At 64.0% G+C, this 16,500-nt stretch carries 10 protein-coding genes and 1 other RNA gene; 2 read left to right on the plus strand and 9 right to left on the minus strand.

What is annotated here, in order from left to right; genetic code table 11:
- Positions 1 to 156 precede the first annotated feature (156 nt).
- Both purC and ACZ1JC_RS21625 read left to right on the plus strand, forming a co-directional pair.
- A complete protein-coding gene (purC, locus tag ACZ1JC_RS21620) occupies positions 157 to 939 on the plus strand; it encodes a phosphoribosylaminoimidazolesuccinocarboxamide synthase (protein ID WP_465138204.1) in 783 nt (260 codons plus the stop codon).
- Between the two features lie 241 nt (positions 940 to 1,180).
- Entirely contained in the window at positions 1,181 to 4,024 is a 2,844-nt protein-coding gene (locus tag ACZ1JC_RS21625; protein ID WP_465138203.1) for a M16 family metallopeptidase, read from the plus strand.
- Between the two features lie 223 nt (positions 4,025 to 4,247).
- Here the strand turns inward: ACZ1JC_RS21625 and ACZ1JC_RS21630 are convergent, their stop codons facing one another.
- The 9 genes from ACZ1JC_RS21630 to hrpB form a co-directional block, all read right to left on the minus strand.
- Positions 4,248 to 5,273, minus strand: a complete 1,026-nt coding sequence (locus ACZ1JC_RS21630) for an aspartate-semialdehyde dehydrogenase (protein ID WP_465138521.1) — start codon at positions 5,271 to 5,273, stop codon at positions 4,248 to 4,250.
- A 168-nt stretch (positions 5,274 to 5,441) separates the two neighbouring features.
- The gene (locus ACZ1JC_RS21635; RefSeq protein WP_465138202.1) at positions 5,442 to 6,857 is read right to left on the minus strand and encodes a DUF418 domain-containing protein; all 1,416 of its coding nucleotides are present in this window, start codon (positions 6,855 to 6,857) and stop codon (positions 5,442 to 5,444) included.
- A 91-nt stretch (positions 6,858 to 6,948) separates the two neighbouring features.
- Positions 6,949 to 8,139: a GGDEF domain-containing protein gene (locus tag ACZ1JC_RS21640; protein ID WP_465138201.1), complete on the minus strand. Its 1,191-nt coding sequence runs from the start codon at positions 8,137 to 8,139 to the stop codon at positions 6,949 to 6,951.
- A gap of 163 nt (positions 8,140 to 8,302) precedes the next feature.
- On the minus strand, positions 8,303 to 10,705 hold the full coding sequence (lon, locus tag ACZ1JC_RS21645; protein ID WP_465138200.1) for an endopeptidase La: 2,403 nt from the start codon (positions 10,703 to 10,705) through the stop codon (positions 8,303 to 8,305).
- Between the two features lie 387 nt (positions 10,706 to 11,092).
- Positions 11,093 to 11,428 (minus strand): YbaB/EbfC family nucleoid-associated protein, encoded by a 336-nt coding sequence (locus ACZ1JC_RS21650; RefSeq protein WP_395395359.1) that lies wholly within the window; start codon positions 11,426 to 11,428, stop codon positions 11,093 to 11,095.
- Between the two features lies 1 nt (position 11,429).
- Positions 11,430 to 13,319, minus strand: a complete 1,890-nt coding sequence (locus ACZ1JC_RS21655; RefSeq protein WP_465138199.1) for a DNA polymerase III subunit gamma/tau — start codon at positions 13,317 to 13,319, stop codon at positions 11,430 to 11,432.
- 128 nt (positions 13,320 to 13,447) lie between these two features.
- An RNA gene (ffs, locus tag ACZ1JC_RS21660) (signal recognition particle sRNA small type) lies at positions 13,448 to 13,542 on the minus strand.
- Between the two features lie 144 nt (positions 13,543 to 13,686).
- Positions 13,687 to 13,965 (minus strand): ETC complex I subunit, encoded by a 279-nt coding sequence (locus ACZ1JC_RS21665; RefSeq protein ID WP_465138198.1) that lies wholly within the window; start codon positions 13,963 to 13,965, stop codon positions 13,687 to 13,689.
- 45 nt (positions 13,966 to 14,010) lie between these two features.
- Positions 14,011 to 16,464 carry an ATP-dependent helicase HrpB gene (hrpB, locus tag ACZ1JC_RS21670; RefSeq protein ID WP_465138197.1) on the minus strand — a complete coding sequence of 818 codons (2,454 nt, stop codon included), beginning with the start codon at positions 16,462 to 16,464 and terminating at the stop codon, positions 14,011 to 14,013.
- Positions 16,465 to 16,500: the final 36 nt, after the last annotated feature.

A 16,500-nucleotide genomic window follows, 5' to 3' on the forward strand; every position in this document is an offset into this window, starting at 1 on the left:
TGCCTCCTGCGGCATTCCAACCGCCATTCCGGCCAAGCCGGTTTGCTTTTGCCCCCCATTGAACTATATGCGCGCTCGAACGCCCCGGCCGCGCAATCGCATAGCGATGCCCCCGCGCCGGGGCTTGCTCTTTTACCCATCTAAGGACGAACACGCATGTCCCGTCGCCGCCAGATCTACGAGGGCAAGGCCAAGATCCTCTATGAAGGCCCCGAACCCGGCACCCTGATCCAGTACTTCAAGGACGATGCCACTGCGTTCAACGCTCAGAAGAAGGGCACGATCCAGGGCAAGGGCGTGATCAACAACCGCATCAGCGAGTACGTGTTCACGCGCCTGAACCACATCGGCGTGCCGAACCACTTCATTCGCCGCCTGAACATGCGCGAACAGCTGGTCCGCCAGGTGGAAATCATCCCGATCGAGGTCGTGGTGCGCAACGTGGCCGCCGGTTCGATCTCCAAGCGCCTCGGCATCCCCGAGGGTGAGCCGCTGCCGCACACACTGATCGAATACTACTTCAAGGATGACGCGCTGGGTGATCCGATGATCGCCGAAGAGCACATCGCCTGCTTCGGCTGGGCCACCAACGAAGAGATGCAGGACATCTCGGCGATGGCGATCCGCGTGAACGACTTCATGTGCGGCATGTTCGCGGCGATCAACATCCGCCTTGTCGACTTCAAGCTGGAATTCGGCCGCATCTGGGACGGCGACTACAGCCGCGTGATCCTGGCGGACGAAATCAGCCCCGACGGCTGCCGCCTGTGGGACATGCACACCGGCGAAAAGCTGGACAAGGACCGCTTCCGCCGCGATCTGGGCGGTGAGGAAGAGGCCTATCAGGAAGTGGCCCGCCGCCTTGGCCTGCTGCAGGACGACAACGAACCCAGCGAGGTTCTGGATCTGTCCAAGCACCGCAAGCTGCGCGGCAAGTAAGGCCGGATAATCGATGCACGGGAAAGCCCGGCCACCGCAAGGTGCGCCGGGCTTTCTTGCGTTTTAGAGCATTTTCTAATCAGGTGGAATCACCTGATGACTCGGAAAATGCGACAAACCAAAAACTTAGAGCAGTCGATCCGACGCAGTCGGGTCGAAAACTGCTCTAACTTCACAAAAGCGGCGGTGCCCCGCACACCGCGCCCTTGTTATCAGAAGCTTGCTCGGACATTGGTGCTCCATGCGAACGATCCTCATCACCGCGCTTCTCCTGACGGTATCGGCCCCGGCCATCGCGAAGGAGGCATCGGCCCCGCCTGCCGACGATACCAGCTGGGCTTTCGAAAAGAGCGACGTCCCGGTCGATCCGGACTTTCGCTTCGGCCGGCTGGCCAACGGCATGCGCTATGTCATCCGCCACAATGCAACGCCTGCGGGCACGGCGGTGGTGCGTATGGAAGTCTCCGCCGGATCGCTGGACGAAACCGATGCGGAGCAGGGCTTCGCCCATTTCCTGGAGCACATGGCCTTCAACGGATCCACCCATGTGCCGGAGGGGCAGATGGTGCCGCTGCTGGAGCGTGAGGGGCTGGCCTTCGGCGCCGACACCAACGCCTCCACCACGTTCGAACGCACCGTCTACAAGCTGGACCTGCCCCGCGCGGACACGCACCTGCTGGATACCGCGCTGATGCTCATGCGCGAAACCGCCAGCGAACTCACACTTTCGCAAGCGGCGGTGGACCGGGAGCGCGGCGTGATCTTTTCCGAAATGCGCGATCGCAACACGTTCGCTTACCGCAACAGCGTGGCCTCCTCCGGCTTCTTCTATCCCGCCTCGCGCTATGTCCGCCGTTTCCCGATCGGCACTACCGAGACGTTGAACGCTGCCAGCGCAGAAACGATTCGCGCCTTCTACGAGCGCGAATACGTGCCCGCGCATACGACGCTGGTGGTGATCGGCGATTTCGACGCCGATGCCGTGGAAGCCGCCATCCGCACCCGGTTCGATAACTGGCAGCCGCGCACCGCAGAGCCGCAGCCCGGCGCCGGCCCGGTCGATGCCAAGGACAAGGGCCGCAGCGCGATCTGGATCGATCCCGCGCTTTCCGAACGCCTGGTGATCCAGCGTAACGGCAAATGGCTGGATGAGCCGGACAGCGTGGCCCAGCGGCAGGAAAATCTGCTCCGCTCGATCGGCTACGATATTGTAAACCGGCGGCTCCAGCGCCTGTCGCGTTCGGCGGAGCCGCCGTTCCGGGGCGCCGGATTCGGCACCGGCGATGTGTTCAAGGCCGCCCGTTCCACGCGTCTGATCATCGACAGTGTGGATGGTCAATGGGCTGCCGGCCTATCCGCAACCGCGCGCGAATATCGCCGCGCCCTGGCCCACGGCTTCAGCGAGGCGGAAATTGCCGAACAGGTGGCGCAGCTCCGCACCGCGCTTACCGATGCAGCAGGATCGGCCAATACCCGCAGCAATGCCGCGCTGGCGGCCGCCGCGCTGGCGCTGGTGGACGACCGTCAGGTACCCGGCACTCCGCAGTCCGTGCTGGACCGTTTCACCGCCTTCGCCCCGCAGATCACCCCCGATGCCGTGCTGGGCGCGATGAAGCGGGAGGCACTGGCGCTGGACAAGCCGCTGATCCGCTTCGAAGGGCGCACCCCGCCGCAAGGTAGCGAAAAGGCAATCCGGGACGCCTGGCAGCAAGCGATGCGCGCGCCGATTCCAGCCGACCAGGCCGGCGCCGTCGCCGCATTCGCCTATACCGATTTCGGCAAGCCCGGCACGGTCGTTTCCGACACCCGCGATCCGGTGCTGGGCATCCGTGAGGTGCGGTTTGCCAACGGGGTGATGCTGAACCTCAAGCATACGGACATCGTGAAGGACCGCGTGGATGTGAGCATCGCCATCGACGGCGGTGACATGCTGGACACGCGCGAGAACCCGCGCGCCACCGACATGGTGCCCTATATGGACGAAGGCGGCCTTGGGAAGCACAGCCGCGATGAACTGGATACGATCATGGCCGGCCATACGCTGGGCTTCGGGCTTTCCACGGGCGAGGCGAGCTTTATCGCGCAGGCCGGCACCACGCCGCGCGATCTTGAGCTGCAGCTTCAGTTGCTGACGGCGATGATCACCGATCCCGGCTTCCGGCCAGAAGGCGAAGTGCAGTACCGCCAGCAGATCAACAATTACTTCGCGCGCCTTCGCGCCACGCCGGGGTCGGCCATGCAGGCCGATCTGGGCGCGATCGTTTCCGACGACGATCCGCGTTTCAGTCTTGGCAAAGTGGAAGACTACCGCGCCCTGACTTATGCCAAACTGCACCGGGATATCGGCGATCGGCTGGAGCACGGCGCGATCGAGATCGGCGTGGTCGGCGACGTGGATGAGGACAAGGCCATTGCCATGGTGGCCGGCACTCTGGGCGCCCTGCCCGCGCGTGAGCCCGCTTTCCGCCCTTACGACGATCAGCCGCCCAGAACGTTTACCGCCGACCGCAAGCCGCGCGTGGTGCGCCACACCGGTCCGGCCGATCAGGCACTGCTGCGCGTGACCTGGCCGACCCGCGACGACGCCGATCCCGTCGAGACGCTAAAGCTGCAACTGCTGGAACGCGTGGTGCGGATCGAACTGACCGACAGCCTTCGCGAAGCACTGGGCAAAGCCTATTCGCCCTCGGCAGGGGTCTCTTTGTCGCGTCACTGGAAGGGATACGGCACTTTCGCCGTCGTCGCCTCCGTCGACGTGGCCGATGTGCCCGCCACGCGCAAGGCGATCGACGAGGTCATGGCTTCGCTACGCAAGGCGCCGATCAGCGACGACGTACTGCAGCGTGCGCGCCAACCCCTGCTGGAAAGCTACCAGAACGCGCTCAAGAGCAATGGCGGCTGGCTCTCGCTCGTCGACCGCGCGCAGACCGAGGCGGACCGTATCGACCGCTTCAATCGCGCGCGTGATAGGCTTTCGGCCCTGACGGCTGTCGATGTTCAGGCCGAAGCCCGCCGCTATCTCGATCCGGCGCAGGGTCTGGAAGTGCTGGCCTTGCCTGAGAATGTGTCCGAGCCCGCGAAATAGCGGGACCAAACGCTTAGAGCATTTTCTAATCAGGTGGAATCACCTGATGACTCGGAAAATGCGCCAAACGAAAAACTTAGAGCAGTCGATCCGACGCAGTCGGGTCGAAAACTGCTCTAGGTTGCGATGGATCGTACCTGAAAAGTGCAGCCAAACAAAAAAGGTCCGCGAAGCCTGCGCCTCGCGGACCTTTTTGCTTGAGTTCAGGCCGAAGCCCGCCGCATCAGCCCTTCTTGAGGTGACGACGGCCCAGCAGTTCGGCGATCTGCACCGCGTTCAGGGCAGCGCCCTTACGCAGGTTGTCCGAAACGCACCACAGCGCCAGACCGTTCTCGACGGTCGGGTCTTCGCGCACGCGGCTGACGTAAGTAGCGCTGTCGCCCACGGCTTCGACCGGGGTGACGTAGCCACCGTCCTCACGCTTGTCGACGAGCATGATGCCCGGCGACTCGCGCAGGATGTCCTGCGCTTCCTCGGCCGAGATCTCGTTCTCGAACTCGATGTTCAGCGATTCCGAGTGGCCGACGAAGACCGGCACGCGAACGCAAGTCGCCTGGATCTTGATCTTGGGGTCGAGGATCTTCTTGGTTTCGACCACCATCTTCCACTCTTCCTTGGTGGAACCGTCGTCGAGGAAGACATCGATGTGCGGGATCACGTTGAAAGCGATCTGCTTGGTGAACTTGCGCGCTTCCACCTGATCGCCGACGAAGATCGCGCGGCTCTGTTCGAACAGTTCGTCCAGGCCCGCCTTGCCCGCGCCGGAAACCGACTGGTAGGTCGAAACGACGACGCGCTTGATCTTCGCCTTGTCGTGCAGCGGCTTCAGCGCCACGACCATCTGCGCGGTGGAGCAGTTGGGGTTGGCGATGATGTTGCGCGCCTTGTAGCCGTCGATGGCGTCCGGGTTCACTTCCGGCACGATCAGCGGCACGTCCGGATCCATGCGGTAGAGCGATGAGTTGTCGATCACCACGCAGCCTGCGGCAGCGGCCTTGGGCGCGTAAATCTTCGTCGGTTCGGAGCCTGCGGCGAAGAGCGCAATATCCCAACCGGTGAAATCGAAGTGCTCGATGTTCTTTACTTTGAGCATTTTGCCGGTTTCGCCGAATTCAATCTCGGTCCCGGTCGAACGCGACGAAGCCACCGCTGCGATCTCGTCGCAGGGGAACTCACGCTCGGCGAGGATGTTGAGCATTTCGCGGCCGACATTTCCGGTCGCGCCGACGACGGCAACCCGGTAACCCATTTCAAGATCCTTCATGCAAAACCCGCGAGGCAAGGACGCGCCGCGGGAAGCGGCCCGTTACAGGTACAGCGCGGGCATGGCAAGAGACTGCGCAAACCGCTTGCGCAAAGAGATTGTATAACGACCGAAAATTACCGTTTCAGCATGACGCGAGAAACGGAATAACCTTCACGCCGGCAAGACGGCATCTGTCTCTCCACCGGGCGCGGGCGGGGCCAACGCCTGTCCCTTGCGCCGCAGAAACGGCTGACGCTTCCAGTAGGATAGCGAACGCCATACCCACTCCAGCGGGCCGCTGACGAAGAGGCGCAGCCAGACGTTGGCCAGTGCCAGCATCAGCAGGTTGAACGCGGTTGCCAGCACCATCAGGTGGAACCAGCCGAACCGCTCCCACCATCCCAGCCCCCATGGTGCGAAGACGAACCAGATCATCACGACGCTGGTAGTCATGTAAACGGTGAAGGCCATGCGGCCCACCGCCTTGAACGGTGCCAGAAGGAATCGGCCCGGCCGCGTGAGTAACAGCAGGTTGAACAGGCCGACGTGCCCCAGCGTCACACAAAGCCGGGCAAACTCCTCGGTAATCCAGCCGATCTTGGGCTCCAGCGTAAAGCGGAAGATTTCGTGCAGACCCCAGACCCGCAGCCCGCATCCCACCGCATAGCCGCAGATCGCCAGAACCAGATAGAACGGTGCCGATCGCGCTCCCTGCAGCACGCCCCATTTGAACAGGGCCATGCCGATGAACATCGCGCAGACCGCTTCCAACACCCCGAAGAACGTGCCGCCCCCGGCGCCGAACACCTTGTTCCAGGTGCTCCAGTTGAACTGCGCCATATCGAGAGGCGTGCCGTTGAACGCCTTGCGCTCGGCTTCGATCTTCTCCTGCCGCTCTTTCGGAATAGGTTTGGAAAGGTCGATCGCGGCCTGCTTCTTGCGAAATTCCTTGATCGCCTCGCTCTCCTTCTCGGTCAGCTTCGCGCCCGTCTGCTCCTTCGTCTCAATGCGCGAGGCTTCCCGCAGCAGGTCCACCCGCTCGCCATAGCCGACCAGACCGCCGCCTCCTGGCCAGCCGATGGCACTCACCAGCGCAAACAGCAGCCCCATCGCCAATAGCGTGCGCGGCGGCAGCTTGCGGAACGGGAACAGGAACAATGCGGAAAGCCCGTAGACCAGCAGGATATCGCCGATCCACAGGACCACGAAGATATCGATCAGGCCGAACAGGATCAGCCAGAGATTGCGGCGATAGAACAAGTCCGCAACGGCCACCGGATCGTCCGGCTTCATCGCCTTCGCCGTGAAGACCAGCACCCCGGCACCGAACAGGAATTCGAACAGGCCGCGCTGGGTACCGTCCCAGAAGATGCGGATCGCCGCCCATGTCGCCTGATCGGCCGGTTCCCATGACAGGCGCCGAGGATCCGGCATCCACGAAGACAGGTTCGTGCCCATTAAAGGAATGTTCATGTAGAAGATGCCCAGGATCGCGATGCCCCGCAGCACATCGAGGCTCTCGATCCGCTGCCGCCCGCGCACGGGTGCTAGCTCTACCGGAACATGTGCGTCCGCCGTCGTCGCCATGGGGCCCTCACGCCGCTTTCGGCCGAAGATGCGCCTTTGGGTTGCGGAACGTCAATTCATCAGAATTGCGTAGACCGCCGGGGTCGGGATACTAGGCTGGCTCTACGCGATTGCGCCCGCTGACTTTCGCCCGATAAAGTGCGGCATCGGCGGCCGACAGAAGATCCGCAAGATCGTCCCCGTCGCATCCCAGTTCGGCGATGCCGATGCTGACCGTCGATTTGATGTCCACCCCTTCGACATCGATCTCCGCAAAGCCGCTGACCACGCGTTGCGCCAGGGATGACGCCGCTTCGCCGGACTCGCTGGCCAGCAATGCGGCGAATTCCTCTCCGCCGATTCGCGCAAGGATCGCATCCGCCCCTACGACGCGTCTGGCGAAGCTCGCGAACAGTTTGAGCACTTCATCGCCGGTCGCATGGCCGAACCGATCGTTGATGGTCTTGAAATGATCGAGATCGAAAGCGAGCAAAAAGGTGCGCGCATCCGCTGGCGTATCGCGGATATGTTGTTCTGCTTCTTCAAAGAACCAACGCCGATTGCCCAGTCCGGTCAGATAGTCCGTGCGCGACGCTTTCAGCAATTGATCGTGAGCTTCCTCTCGCAGCAGAGCCATCAGCGCCATCGGCAGGCCAACCGAATAGAGTACGCCCTCGTACATCGTGAACACGCTTGAAATCGCGAGCATCTGCGGCCCGAACACCGGCACCGCGAAAGGCAGAACGAACGCCCTGCCCATATAAAAGAGCGCGTGCATGATGATGAAGGCAAGCGCGATACCATGCGATCGCAAGAGGCGAAGGCGCCCGTTTGTCCATAGGTCTCGCGCCATCAGCACGTTGACCAGGGCAATGGGAAATGCGCTGACGTAGTTCCAGACGACGCCCTGCCAACGCATGCCTATCAACACCCAGACCAGCGCCTGAAAAACCAGAATGGCCAGCGAGATCGCGCCGCGTTTCCGGCCTCCCAGACCCGCTACACCTCGGAATATCAGGAGATAGCCGCCCAGCATGACCATATTGGCCAAACCCGCGCCAAGGGCACCGGGCAACATCGTTCGGGCCATTGCCAATAGGCACCCGGCAGCCAGCATCGCATAACCGGCTGCGAGGACGCCGAGGTCCTTCCTGCGCATCGGCCGCGCGTGGCGCTCCCACAGCGTCATGGCCGCGCTGAGAGCCAATGTGCCGATGGCAAGGAAGTAGAGAGTGGGGAGATCAATCCGCATTGCAGGCCCGAAGTTACGCGGCCCTTTACCTGCAATCTGCAAATTTCCCATCAATTATTGTCCGCAAACTCCCCGCGTCGGATAACGCCGGACGAGCCATGGCGGCAAAACCGACACGTTTCAGAAGTTTGAGCGGCCACGAAAAAGGGCGCCGGATCGACGGCGCCCTTTTCTTATCCCTTATTCAGATCGGCTCAGTGCGCCGTGGCGAACGTTAATGCGCCGTGGCGGAGGGAGCCGGAGTCTGCGGAGGAGCGGCAGCCAGTTCGTCCGCCTCGGTCCACTCGATCGCGGTGAGCGGATCGACCAGCGCCTTGGCCAGCACTTCGTCCACGTGGCTGACCGGAATGATATCCAGCCCCTGCTTCACGTTCTCCGGGATCTCGGCCAGATCCTTGCGGTTCTCTTCCGGGATCAGCACGGTGGTGATGCCGCCGCGCAGCGCTGCCAGCAGCTTCTCCTTCAGGCCGCCGATCGGCAGCACGCGGCCACGCAGGGTGACTTCGCCGGTCATGGCGATATCCTTGCGCACCGGCACGCCGGTCAGCGTCGAAACGATCGATGTGACCATGCCGATACCGGCCGAGGGACCATCCTTGGGCACCGCGCCTTCGGGCAGGTGAATGTGGATGTCCTTCTTGTTGAAGACCGAAGGCTTGATGCCATAGGCGGGCGAACGGGCGCGCACGAAGCTGAACGCGGTCTGGATCGACTCGTTCATCACTTCGCCCAGCTTGCCGGTCGCCTTGATCGCGCCCTTGCCGGGCACGGTCACGCTTTCGATCGTCAGCAGTTCGCCGCCCACTTCCGTCCAGGCAAGGCCGGTAACGGCGCCCACCTGATGCTCTTCCTCGCCCACGCCATGGCGGAACTTCCGCACGCCGGCGAAATCGGCCAGGTTTTCGGGCGTGATCACCACTTCCTTGGTCTTGCCCTCAAGGATCTGGCGCAGCGACTTGCGCGCCAGCTTGGCAATCTCACGCTCCAGCGTGCGCACGCCGGCTTCACGGGTGTAGTAGCGAATCAGGTCGCGCAGGCCGTCCTGCGTCAGCGTGAATTCGCCCTTCTTCAGCCCGTGCGCTTCCACCTGCTTGCGGACCAGATGGCGCTCCGCAATCTCGACCTTCTCATCCTCGGTATATCCTTCGAGGCGGATGATCTCCATGCGATCGAGCAACGGCTGCGGCAGGTTCAGGCTGTTCGCGGTGCAGACGAACATCACGTCCGACAGATCGATGTCGAGTTCCAGATAGTGATCCTGGAACTTGGCGTTCTGTTCGGGATCGAGCACTTCGAGCAGCGCCGAAGCCGGATCACCGCGGAAATCCTGGCCCAGCTTGTCGATCTCGTCGAGCAGGAACAGCGGGTTGGACTTGCCCGACTTGCGCAAGTTCGTGACGATCTTGCCCGGCAGCGAGCCGATGTAGGTGCGACGGTGGCCGCGAATTTCGGCCTCGTCACGCACGCCGCCCAGCGACTGGCGGATGAACTCGCGCCCGGTCGCCTTGGCGATCGACTTGCCGAGCGAGGTCTTGCCGACGCCCGGAGGGCCGACGAGGCACAGGATCGGCCCCTTCAGCTTGTTGGTGCGCGCCTGCACGGCCAGATACTCGACGATGCGGTCCTTGACCTTGTCGAGCGCATAGTGATCGGCGTCGAGGATCGTCTGCGCCTCGGAAATGTCGCGCTTCAGCTTGCTCTTCTTGCCCCAGGGCAGGCCCAGCAGCACGTCGAGATAGTTGCGCACGACGGTCGCCTCGGCGCTCATCGGCTGCATCGACTTCAGCTTCTTCAGTTCCGCAGTCGCCTTTTCGCGCGCTTCCTTGGAAAGCTTGGTCTTTTCGATCTTTTCCTGAAGTTCGGCCAGTTCATTGGCTTCTTCGCCATCGCCGCCGCCCAGCTCCGACTGGATCGCCTTGAGCTGTTCGTTCAGGTAATATTCGCGCTGGGTCTTCTCCATCTGGCGCTTCACGCGGCCACGGATCTTGCGCTCGACCTGCAGGACGCCGAGTTCGCCTTCCATGAAGGAATAGACCATTTCGAGCCGCTTGAGCGGATCGGGTTCGGACAGGACGGCCTGCTTGTCGGCCACCTTGGCCGAAAGCTGCGCGGCCACCGTATCGGCCAGGCGCGCGGCATCGTCGATATCGCCCAGCTGTTCACCGGCATCCTGCGACAGCTTCTTGTTGAGCTTCGCATATTCGCCGAACTGTTCGACGACAGAGCGCATCATCGCGGCGACTTCGGTGCCTTCGGCGGTATCGGCTTCGATCCGCTCGACTTCGGCGACCAGCATCTCGCCCTCGGCGCTCTGCTCGGCCTGAAGGCCGTTCAGGCGCGCGCGCTCTTGCCCTTCCACCAGCACGCGGACGGTGCCATCGGGCAACTTGAGCAGTTGCAGGACGCTGGCGATCACGCCGGTGTCGTAGAGGTCATCCCGTTCGGGATCGTCGCAGCCAGGGTCGAGCTGGGCGAGCAGGAAGATATCCTTTTCCCCCGCCATCGCCGCTTCCAGCGCGGCCACCGATTTCTCGCGACCAACGAAAAGCGGGACGACCATGCCGGGAAACACGACGATATCGCGCAGGGGCAGCAACGGAAGCAGGTTCAAGAGCATATCCAATTCTATACGAGCTGAAGCCCATTCGGACTCCCAGCCATTTGCGATAGATATGGGGTCAATCGCGAAACACGCAATGGAATAGCCGCGAAAGACTGTGGAAGCGCTTGCCTTTCGCCTCCACGGTAATCCCTATTGTCCGGTTAGAAAATCCGCAACCAAGCGAATGTTTCCGGGATGGAAGCTGTTCCGAAAATGAGACGCCGGGCCGCACCACATCGCTCGGGCATTGCTCCGTCATCGCCGCACAAACATCACGAGTGGAAAAAACACCGCCCCGGGAACGGCCACGAAACAGTCGCGGCACCTTCCCGAGGCGGCGTCACTATTGTTCGGGCCATCCGATCCGCAGCGCAGAATTCCTGGGGATCGACCGGCTCCGGATCAGAACGGCAGCTTGAAGCCCGGCGGCAGGCCCATGCCCTGCTGGGCCTTGGCCAGTTCCTCGTTAGCAACCGAGTCCGCCTTGACGCGCGCGTCGTTGTAGGCAGCGGCGACGAGGTCTTCCAGCATCTGCTTTTCGCCGGGAACCATCAGGCTGTCGTCGATCGCAACGCCGATGACGCGGCCCTTGGCCGAGCAGCGGATCTTGACGAGACCGCCGCCCGAAAGCCCTTCGACTTCCAGCGAGTCCAGCTTGTTCTGGGTCTCGTTCATCTGCTTCTGGATGGTCTCGGCGGCCTGCTGCGCCGCCTGGATCATCTCTTCCATGGACTTCATCTCAACGTCTCCAATTGCGCGCACCGCCGCCAACGGCAAGCGGGCGTTCATCCTCAATCACTTCGGCCTGCGGGAACGCAGCCTTGGTCGCCACCACCAGCGGATGCTGGCTAACCGCATCGCTTTCGGCCGTTTTCTTCGCTTCGGCCAGTTCGACAAGCGTCGGCGCGCCGTCTTCACTGACCTTGAACACTTCCCAACGCTCGCCGGTCGCCTTCGACAGGCTGGCGCGCAGGACCGATGCGATATCCTCGCTGAAACCCGGCGGCTGCGTGTAGCGCAACAGGCTGGAGCCCAGTTCGACGACGCGCACCTGCATGCGCATGGTGTTCGCGGTCGACAGTTCGCCGGCATGCTCGACGTCTTCGACCAGTTCTTCCCAGCGCCGGGCCGAAACCGCCGGCGCAACTGCAGCAGCAGGCGCGGCGCCCGCCGGAGCGGAAGCGGCATCGACGACCGGCGGCGCAACCGGCGCGCGCGCGGCAAGGTCTTCCAGCTTCTTCACCAGAGAGCCCGGATCGGGCATGTCCGCCGCGTGCAGGATCCGCAGCAACGCCATTTGCGTGGCGACCAGCGGATCGGGCGCGGATTTGACCTCGTCATGACCCTTGAGCAGCAGTTGCCAGATGCGGTGGACCTGCCCGGCCTTCAGCGCCTTGGCCCAATCCTCGATCGCCTCGCGCTCCTCGGCGGAGTGAGCATCGTGCGCGGAACCGGCAACTTGCGCCACGGCGACGCGGTGGATCAGGTCCATCAACCCGCGCAGGATGGCGATCGGCTCCACGCCCAGCGCGAACTGGTGCGACACAAGCTCCAGCAGATCCGGGCCCTTGCCGTCCAAAATCGCCGCGATCAGCTTGCGCTGTACGCTCTTGTCCGAAAGGCCCAGCATGTCGCGCACCTTGTCGGCACGGACCTGCCCTTCACCGTCGAGATCGGCATGGGCGATGGCCTGATCCAGGATCGAAAGACCGTCACGCACGGAGCCTTCGGCGGCAGCGGCGACCATCGCCAGTGCCTCCCCCTCGGCCTCCACGCCTTCAAGTCCGCAGACCTTGGCGAAGTGCTCGGCCAGCATCGGCGCAGGAATGCGGCGCAAGTCGAAACGCTGGCAGCGCGACAGCACCGTGACCGGCAGCTTGTCCACTTCGGTCGTCGCGAAGAGGAACTTCACATGCGCCGGCGGTTCCTCAAGAGTCTTCAGCAAAGCATTGAATGCATTGCGAGACAGCATGTGGACTTCGTCAATGATGTAGATTTTGTAGCGCGCCGAAACGGCCGCGTAGCGCACCGCCTCGATAATCTCGCGCACGTCGTCCACGCCGGTGTGCGATGCGGCGTCCATCTCGATCACATCGATATGGCGGCCTTCGGCAATCGCGCGGCAAGGCTCGCACTGGCCACATGGATCGATGGTCGGGCCGCCCTGCCCGTCCGGGCCGATGCAGTTCAGGGCCTTGGCGATCAGGCGCGCGGTCGAGGTCTTGCCGACCCCGCGCACGCCAGTCATCAGGAAGGCATGGGCCAGCCGGTCGCGCTTGATGGCGTTGGCCAAGGTTTGGACCATCGCCTCCTGGCCGATCAGTTCGCCGAAGCTCTGCGGACGATACTTGCGCGCCAGAACGCGATAGGGCTGCGCGGCGGTGCCGGCCGGCGCGGTAGGCTTCGGCGCAGTCGGCGTGGCGGCGGGAGCCGGGGCAACAGCCGCCGGTTCGGGCTCGGCCTCCTCGACAACGGGCTCTTCCGCCGCAGATTCCGGCGCCGGTTCGGGGTCACCGAACATGGACACCTGCCCGGCAGCTTCCATTTCCGCCGAAGTCGGTGCGGCCTCTTCCTCGTCCCCGTCGTTCCAGGGCGGGCTGTCGCCGAACATGTCGCGTGAATCGTCCATCGCGTGACAAACTAGGGGCTGGGGCCGGAATTGTCAGGAGGAAAGCGATTTGCTCCACAGCCGCGCACAAAAAATGCCGCGTTTCGGCGGCATGGAACCCCGCAAGAGGGGGGTGTTTCGCGATGTGTGAAGAAGGAGCCGGGCGACCCGCCGCAATCCGTTGTGGCTGCTTCCTTCCGGACCTGACCAAGTTGGCGAACGCAAACGTCCACCCGACTCCCGGGCGGGCATATGGCGGCGCATTGTCGGTTTGTCCAGCCCCGGATCGCAGGAAAATCGCATGGCCTGTAACGGCATCGGCCCGCGTTTCCATTGGCGGAAACGCGGGCCGATTGCTGCAAAAACGAGCGCCCTAAGGCGCGTGCGATCAACGGAAGTTGTCGGCGTATGCCTGGATCTTCAGACGGCGCGGCGGCGTGGCGTGCACTTCGGCTTCGATACCGTAGCGCGCGGCATAGGCCTTCGCCTCATCCACGGTGGGGAACTTCAGCGTAACCTGCTGCTGCGTATCGCCGGAACCGGCCCACCCCATCAGGGGATCGGGCTTCTTCGCCTCCGCCGGGACGAATTCGAGGATCCACTGATCCAGCAGTGCCTTGCCGGACTGCATGGCGTTCTTCGGGCGCTGATAGATGCGTGCACTCATGGGAATGCGCTTTGCCGTCGAATCGGGGAGAGAATCAAGCGCAAATCATTTCCCGCGGGATGCTTCGAATGCATTTCTGGTCTTCAGGCTGGGATCTTCGGTCCACGGCTCGTCCGGCCAACGGTGGCGAGGATAGCGCCCCTTCATGTCACGCTGCACATCGCGCCACGATCCACGCCAAAAACCCGGCAGGTCGCGCGTGGTCTGGATCGGGCGGCCAGCGGGTGACGTCAGCTTCAGCAAAAGCGGCTGCGGCGGCTGGCCGAAACTGGGATGACGGTCCAGCCCGAACAGCGCCTGCACGCGAACTTCCACGCTGGGCCCGCCCTCATCCTCGTAATCGATGGCATGGCTGGTCCCGGCCGGACTGCGAAATTCCGGCGGCGCGAGCTTTTCCAGCGTCTGCTGATCGTCCCAGGTCATGCGATTTCGCAGTGCGTCGCCCAGCGCCGCTTTGTCGATCGCGTCGAGGCGGCGGCCCAGCAGCGGCCCCAGCCAGTCGTCGAGATCGGCCAGCAGCGATTCTTCGGACAGCGCGTCGATCCCGGCATAACGCGCGCGGCGCAGCAAGGCATGGGCACCCTTGCCGAACGGCACCAGATCCAGCCCCTTCTCCCGCACGCGTTCGAGCAGGAATGCCGCAATCGCCGCTGGATCGGGCGACGGATCGGGGCCGGATGCCAGCGTAATCGCACCGATGCGCCGCTCCAGCCGTGCTTCCACGCGGCCTTCCGATTCGTTCCAGCGCAAGACGGAGCGACGCTCGATCCGATCGGACAGCCATTGCTCCACCTCGATCGATTCGAGTGTCGCGCCCGACAGGATCCGCGCGCCGCGCGCCTGCCCTTGCGCATCGCCAATTACCATCCATTCGCGCGTGGCGAGCGGCGACGCCGGATCGAGCACATAGCCCCTGCCCCCGGCCGAGAGCCAGTTCTCGCCATTCGCATCGCGGCGCCGCGCCAGCATGTCCGGCCTGCCGAGCACCAGCAGTACGCCGGCCGGAACGTCCTCGCCATGCTCCGGAGCCTTGACCAGAGCACGCGCACGCTTTGCCCAGCCGGCCGCCAGCTTGCGCGAGGCTTCGGCACGCGGCGAACGGTCTCCATCCCAGCGAGACAGGCGCTGCGACAGATCTTCGCTTCGGCCGCCCAGCCCGCGTTCCTGCAAAAGCAACGCCAGTTTCGCTGCGGCCCCGGCCGCACCCAGTTCGGCGGCATGCAGGATCATCGCCGCCTGCGCCGGATCCATCGGCAGGCCGGCAACCTTCCGGCCGAAATCGGTGATCCGCCCTTCGCCGTCGAGCGCGCCCAATGCTTCCAGCTGGCGCCGGGCGGCATCCAGCGCAGGCACCGGCGGCGAATCGAGCCATGCCATGGCCGCCGGATCGCCCGCCCCCCACTGCGCCAACGACAGCGTCAACGGCGCCAGATCGCTGGTCAGCATTTCGGGCGGATCGAATTCCGGCCGCCCTGGATGCGCAGCCTCTTCCCACAGGCGATAGGCAACTCCGGGGCCTTGACGGGCAGCGCGACCGGCACGTTGCGCCGCAGAGGCGCGACTGGCGCGATGCGTAACCAGCCGGGTGACGCCCGCCGCCTTGTCGAACTCGGCCCGCCGCGACAGCCCGGCGTCGACGACGACCGAAACGCCGTCCAGCGTCAGCGAGGTTTCGGCAATCGCCGTGGCCAGCACGATTCGCCGCCGTCCCTCCGCATCGCGGCGAATCGCCGCGCGCTGGGCGGCCGGCTCACACTGGCCGTGCAACGGCAGGACCAAGGCTTGCGGAAGCCGCTCCGCCAGCCTTTCCGCCACCCGATCGATCTCGCGAACGCCGGGAAGGAAGGCGAGGATGTCCCCCTCCTGCTCCCGCCATGCGGTGAGAATCGCCGATGCCATCGCATCCTCTGTCCGCAAGTCCGGCGCCGCGCCCAGCCAGCGCAACGCGAGCGGCCAGGCCTTGCCCTCGCTTTCGATCACCGGCGTTTCCGCCCCCAGCAGGCGGGCGAATCGCGCACCGTCGATCGTTGCCGACATGACGACGATCCGCAGGTCCTCGCGCAGGACTTCCCCGGCCTCCACTGCAAGGGCAAGCCCAAGGTCGCTGTCCAGATGGCGTTCGTGCGCTTCGTCGAACAGTACGGCCGAAACGCCCGAAAGCTCCGGATCGGCCAGGATTGTCGCAACGAAGATCGCCTCCGTCATCACCACCACACGCGTGCGCGCAGTGCGTTTGACATCAAGGCGGGTGACATAGCCGATCGTCTCGCCCGCCTGCTCGCCCAGTTGCGCGGCCATGCGTTCGGCAGCGGCGCGGGCGGCCACGCGGCGGGGCGAAAGCAGGATGACCGTGCCGGTGCACCAGGGCTCCGCCAAAAGCGCCGGGGCCAACGCGGTTGTTTTGCCGGCGCCGGGCGGCGCGATCAGCACGGCGCGCGGCCCTGCGCGCAGGGCCGCCAGCATTTCGGGAAGCACGGAATGGATCGGAAGCTCGCTCACCCATGCTTCCTTAGGAGTCATCCGCCGGCTTCGCCA

The organism is Sphingomonas sp. BL-S-28 (genome assembly GCF_055521515.1).

Coding starts and splice junctions, on each gene's coding strand:
- purC (WP_465138204.1), top strand. CDS start 157: ATGTCCCGTCGCCGCCAGATCTACGAGGGCAAGGCCAAGATCCTCTAT.
- ACZ1JC_RS21625 (WP_465138203.1), top strand. CDS start 1,181: ATGCGAACGATCCTCATCACCGCGCTTCTCCTGACGGTATCGGCCCCG.
- ACZ1JC_RS21630 (WP_465138521.1), bottom strand. CDS start 5,273: ATGGGTTACCGGGTTGCCGTCGTCGGCGCGACCGGAAATGTCGGCCGC.
- ACZ1JC_RS21635 (WP_465138202.1), bottom strand. CDS start 6,857: ATGGCGACGACGGCGGACGCACATGTTCCGGTAGAGCTAGCACCCGTG.
- ACZ1JC_RS21640 (WP_465138201.1), bottom strand. CDS start 8,139: ATGGGAAATTTGCAGATTGCAGGTAAAGGGCCGCGTAACTTCGGGCCT.
- lon (WP_465138200.1), bottom strand. CDS start 10,705: ATGCTCTTGAACCTGCTTCCGTTGCTGCCCCTGCGCGATATCGTCGTG.
- ACZ1JC_RS21650 (WP_395395359.1), bottom strand. CDS start 11,428: ATGAAGTCCATGGAAGAGATGATCCAGGCGGCGCAGCAGGCCGCCGAG.
- ACZ1JC_RS21655 (WP_465138199.1), bottom strand. CDS start 13,319: ATGGACGATTCACGCGACATGTTCGGCGACAGCCCGCCCTGGAACGAC.
- ACZ1JC_RS21665 (WP_465138198.1), bottom strand. CDS start 13,965: ATGAGTGCACGCATCTATCAGCGCCCGAAGAACGCCATGCAGTCCGGC.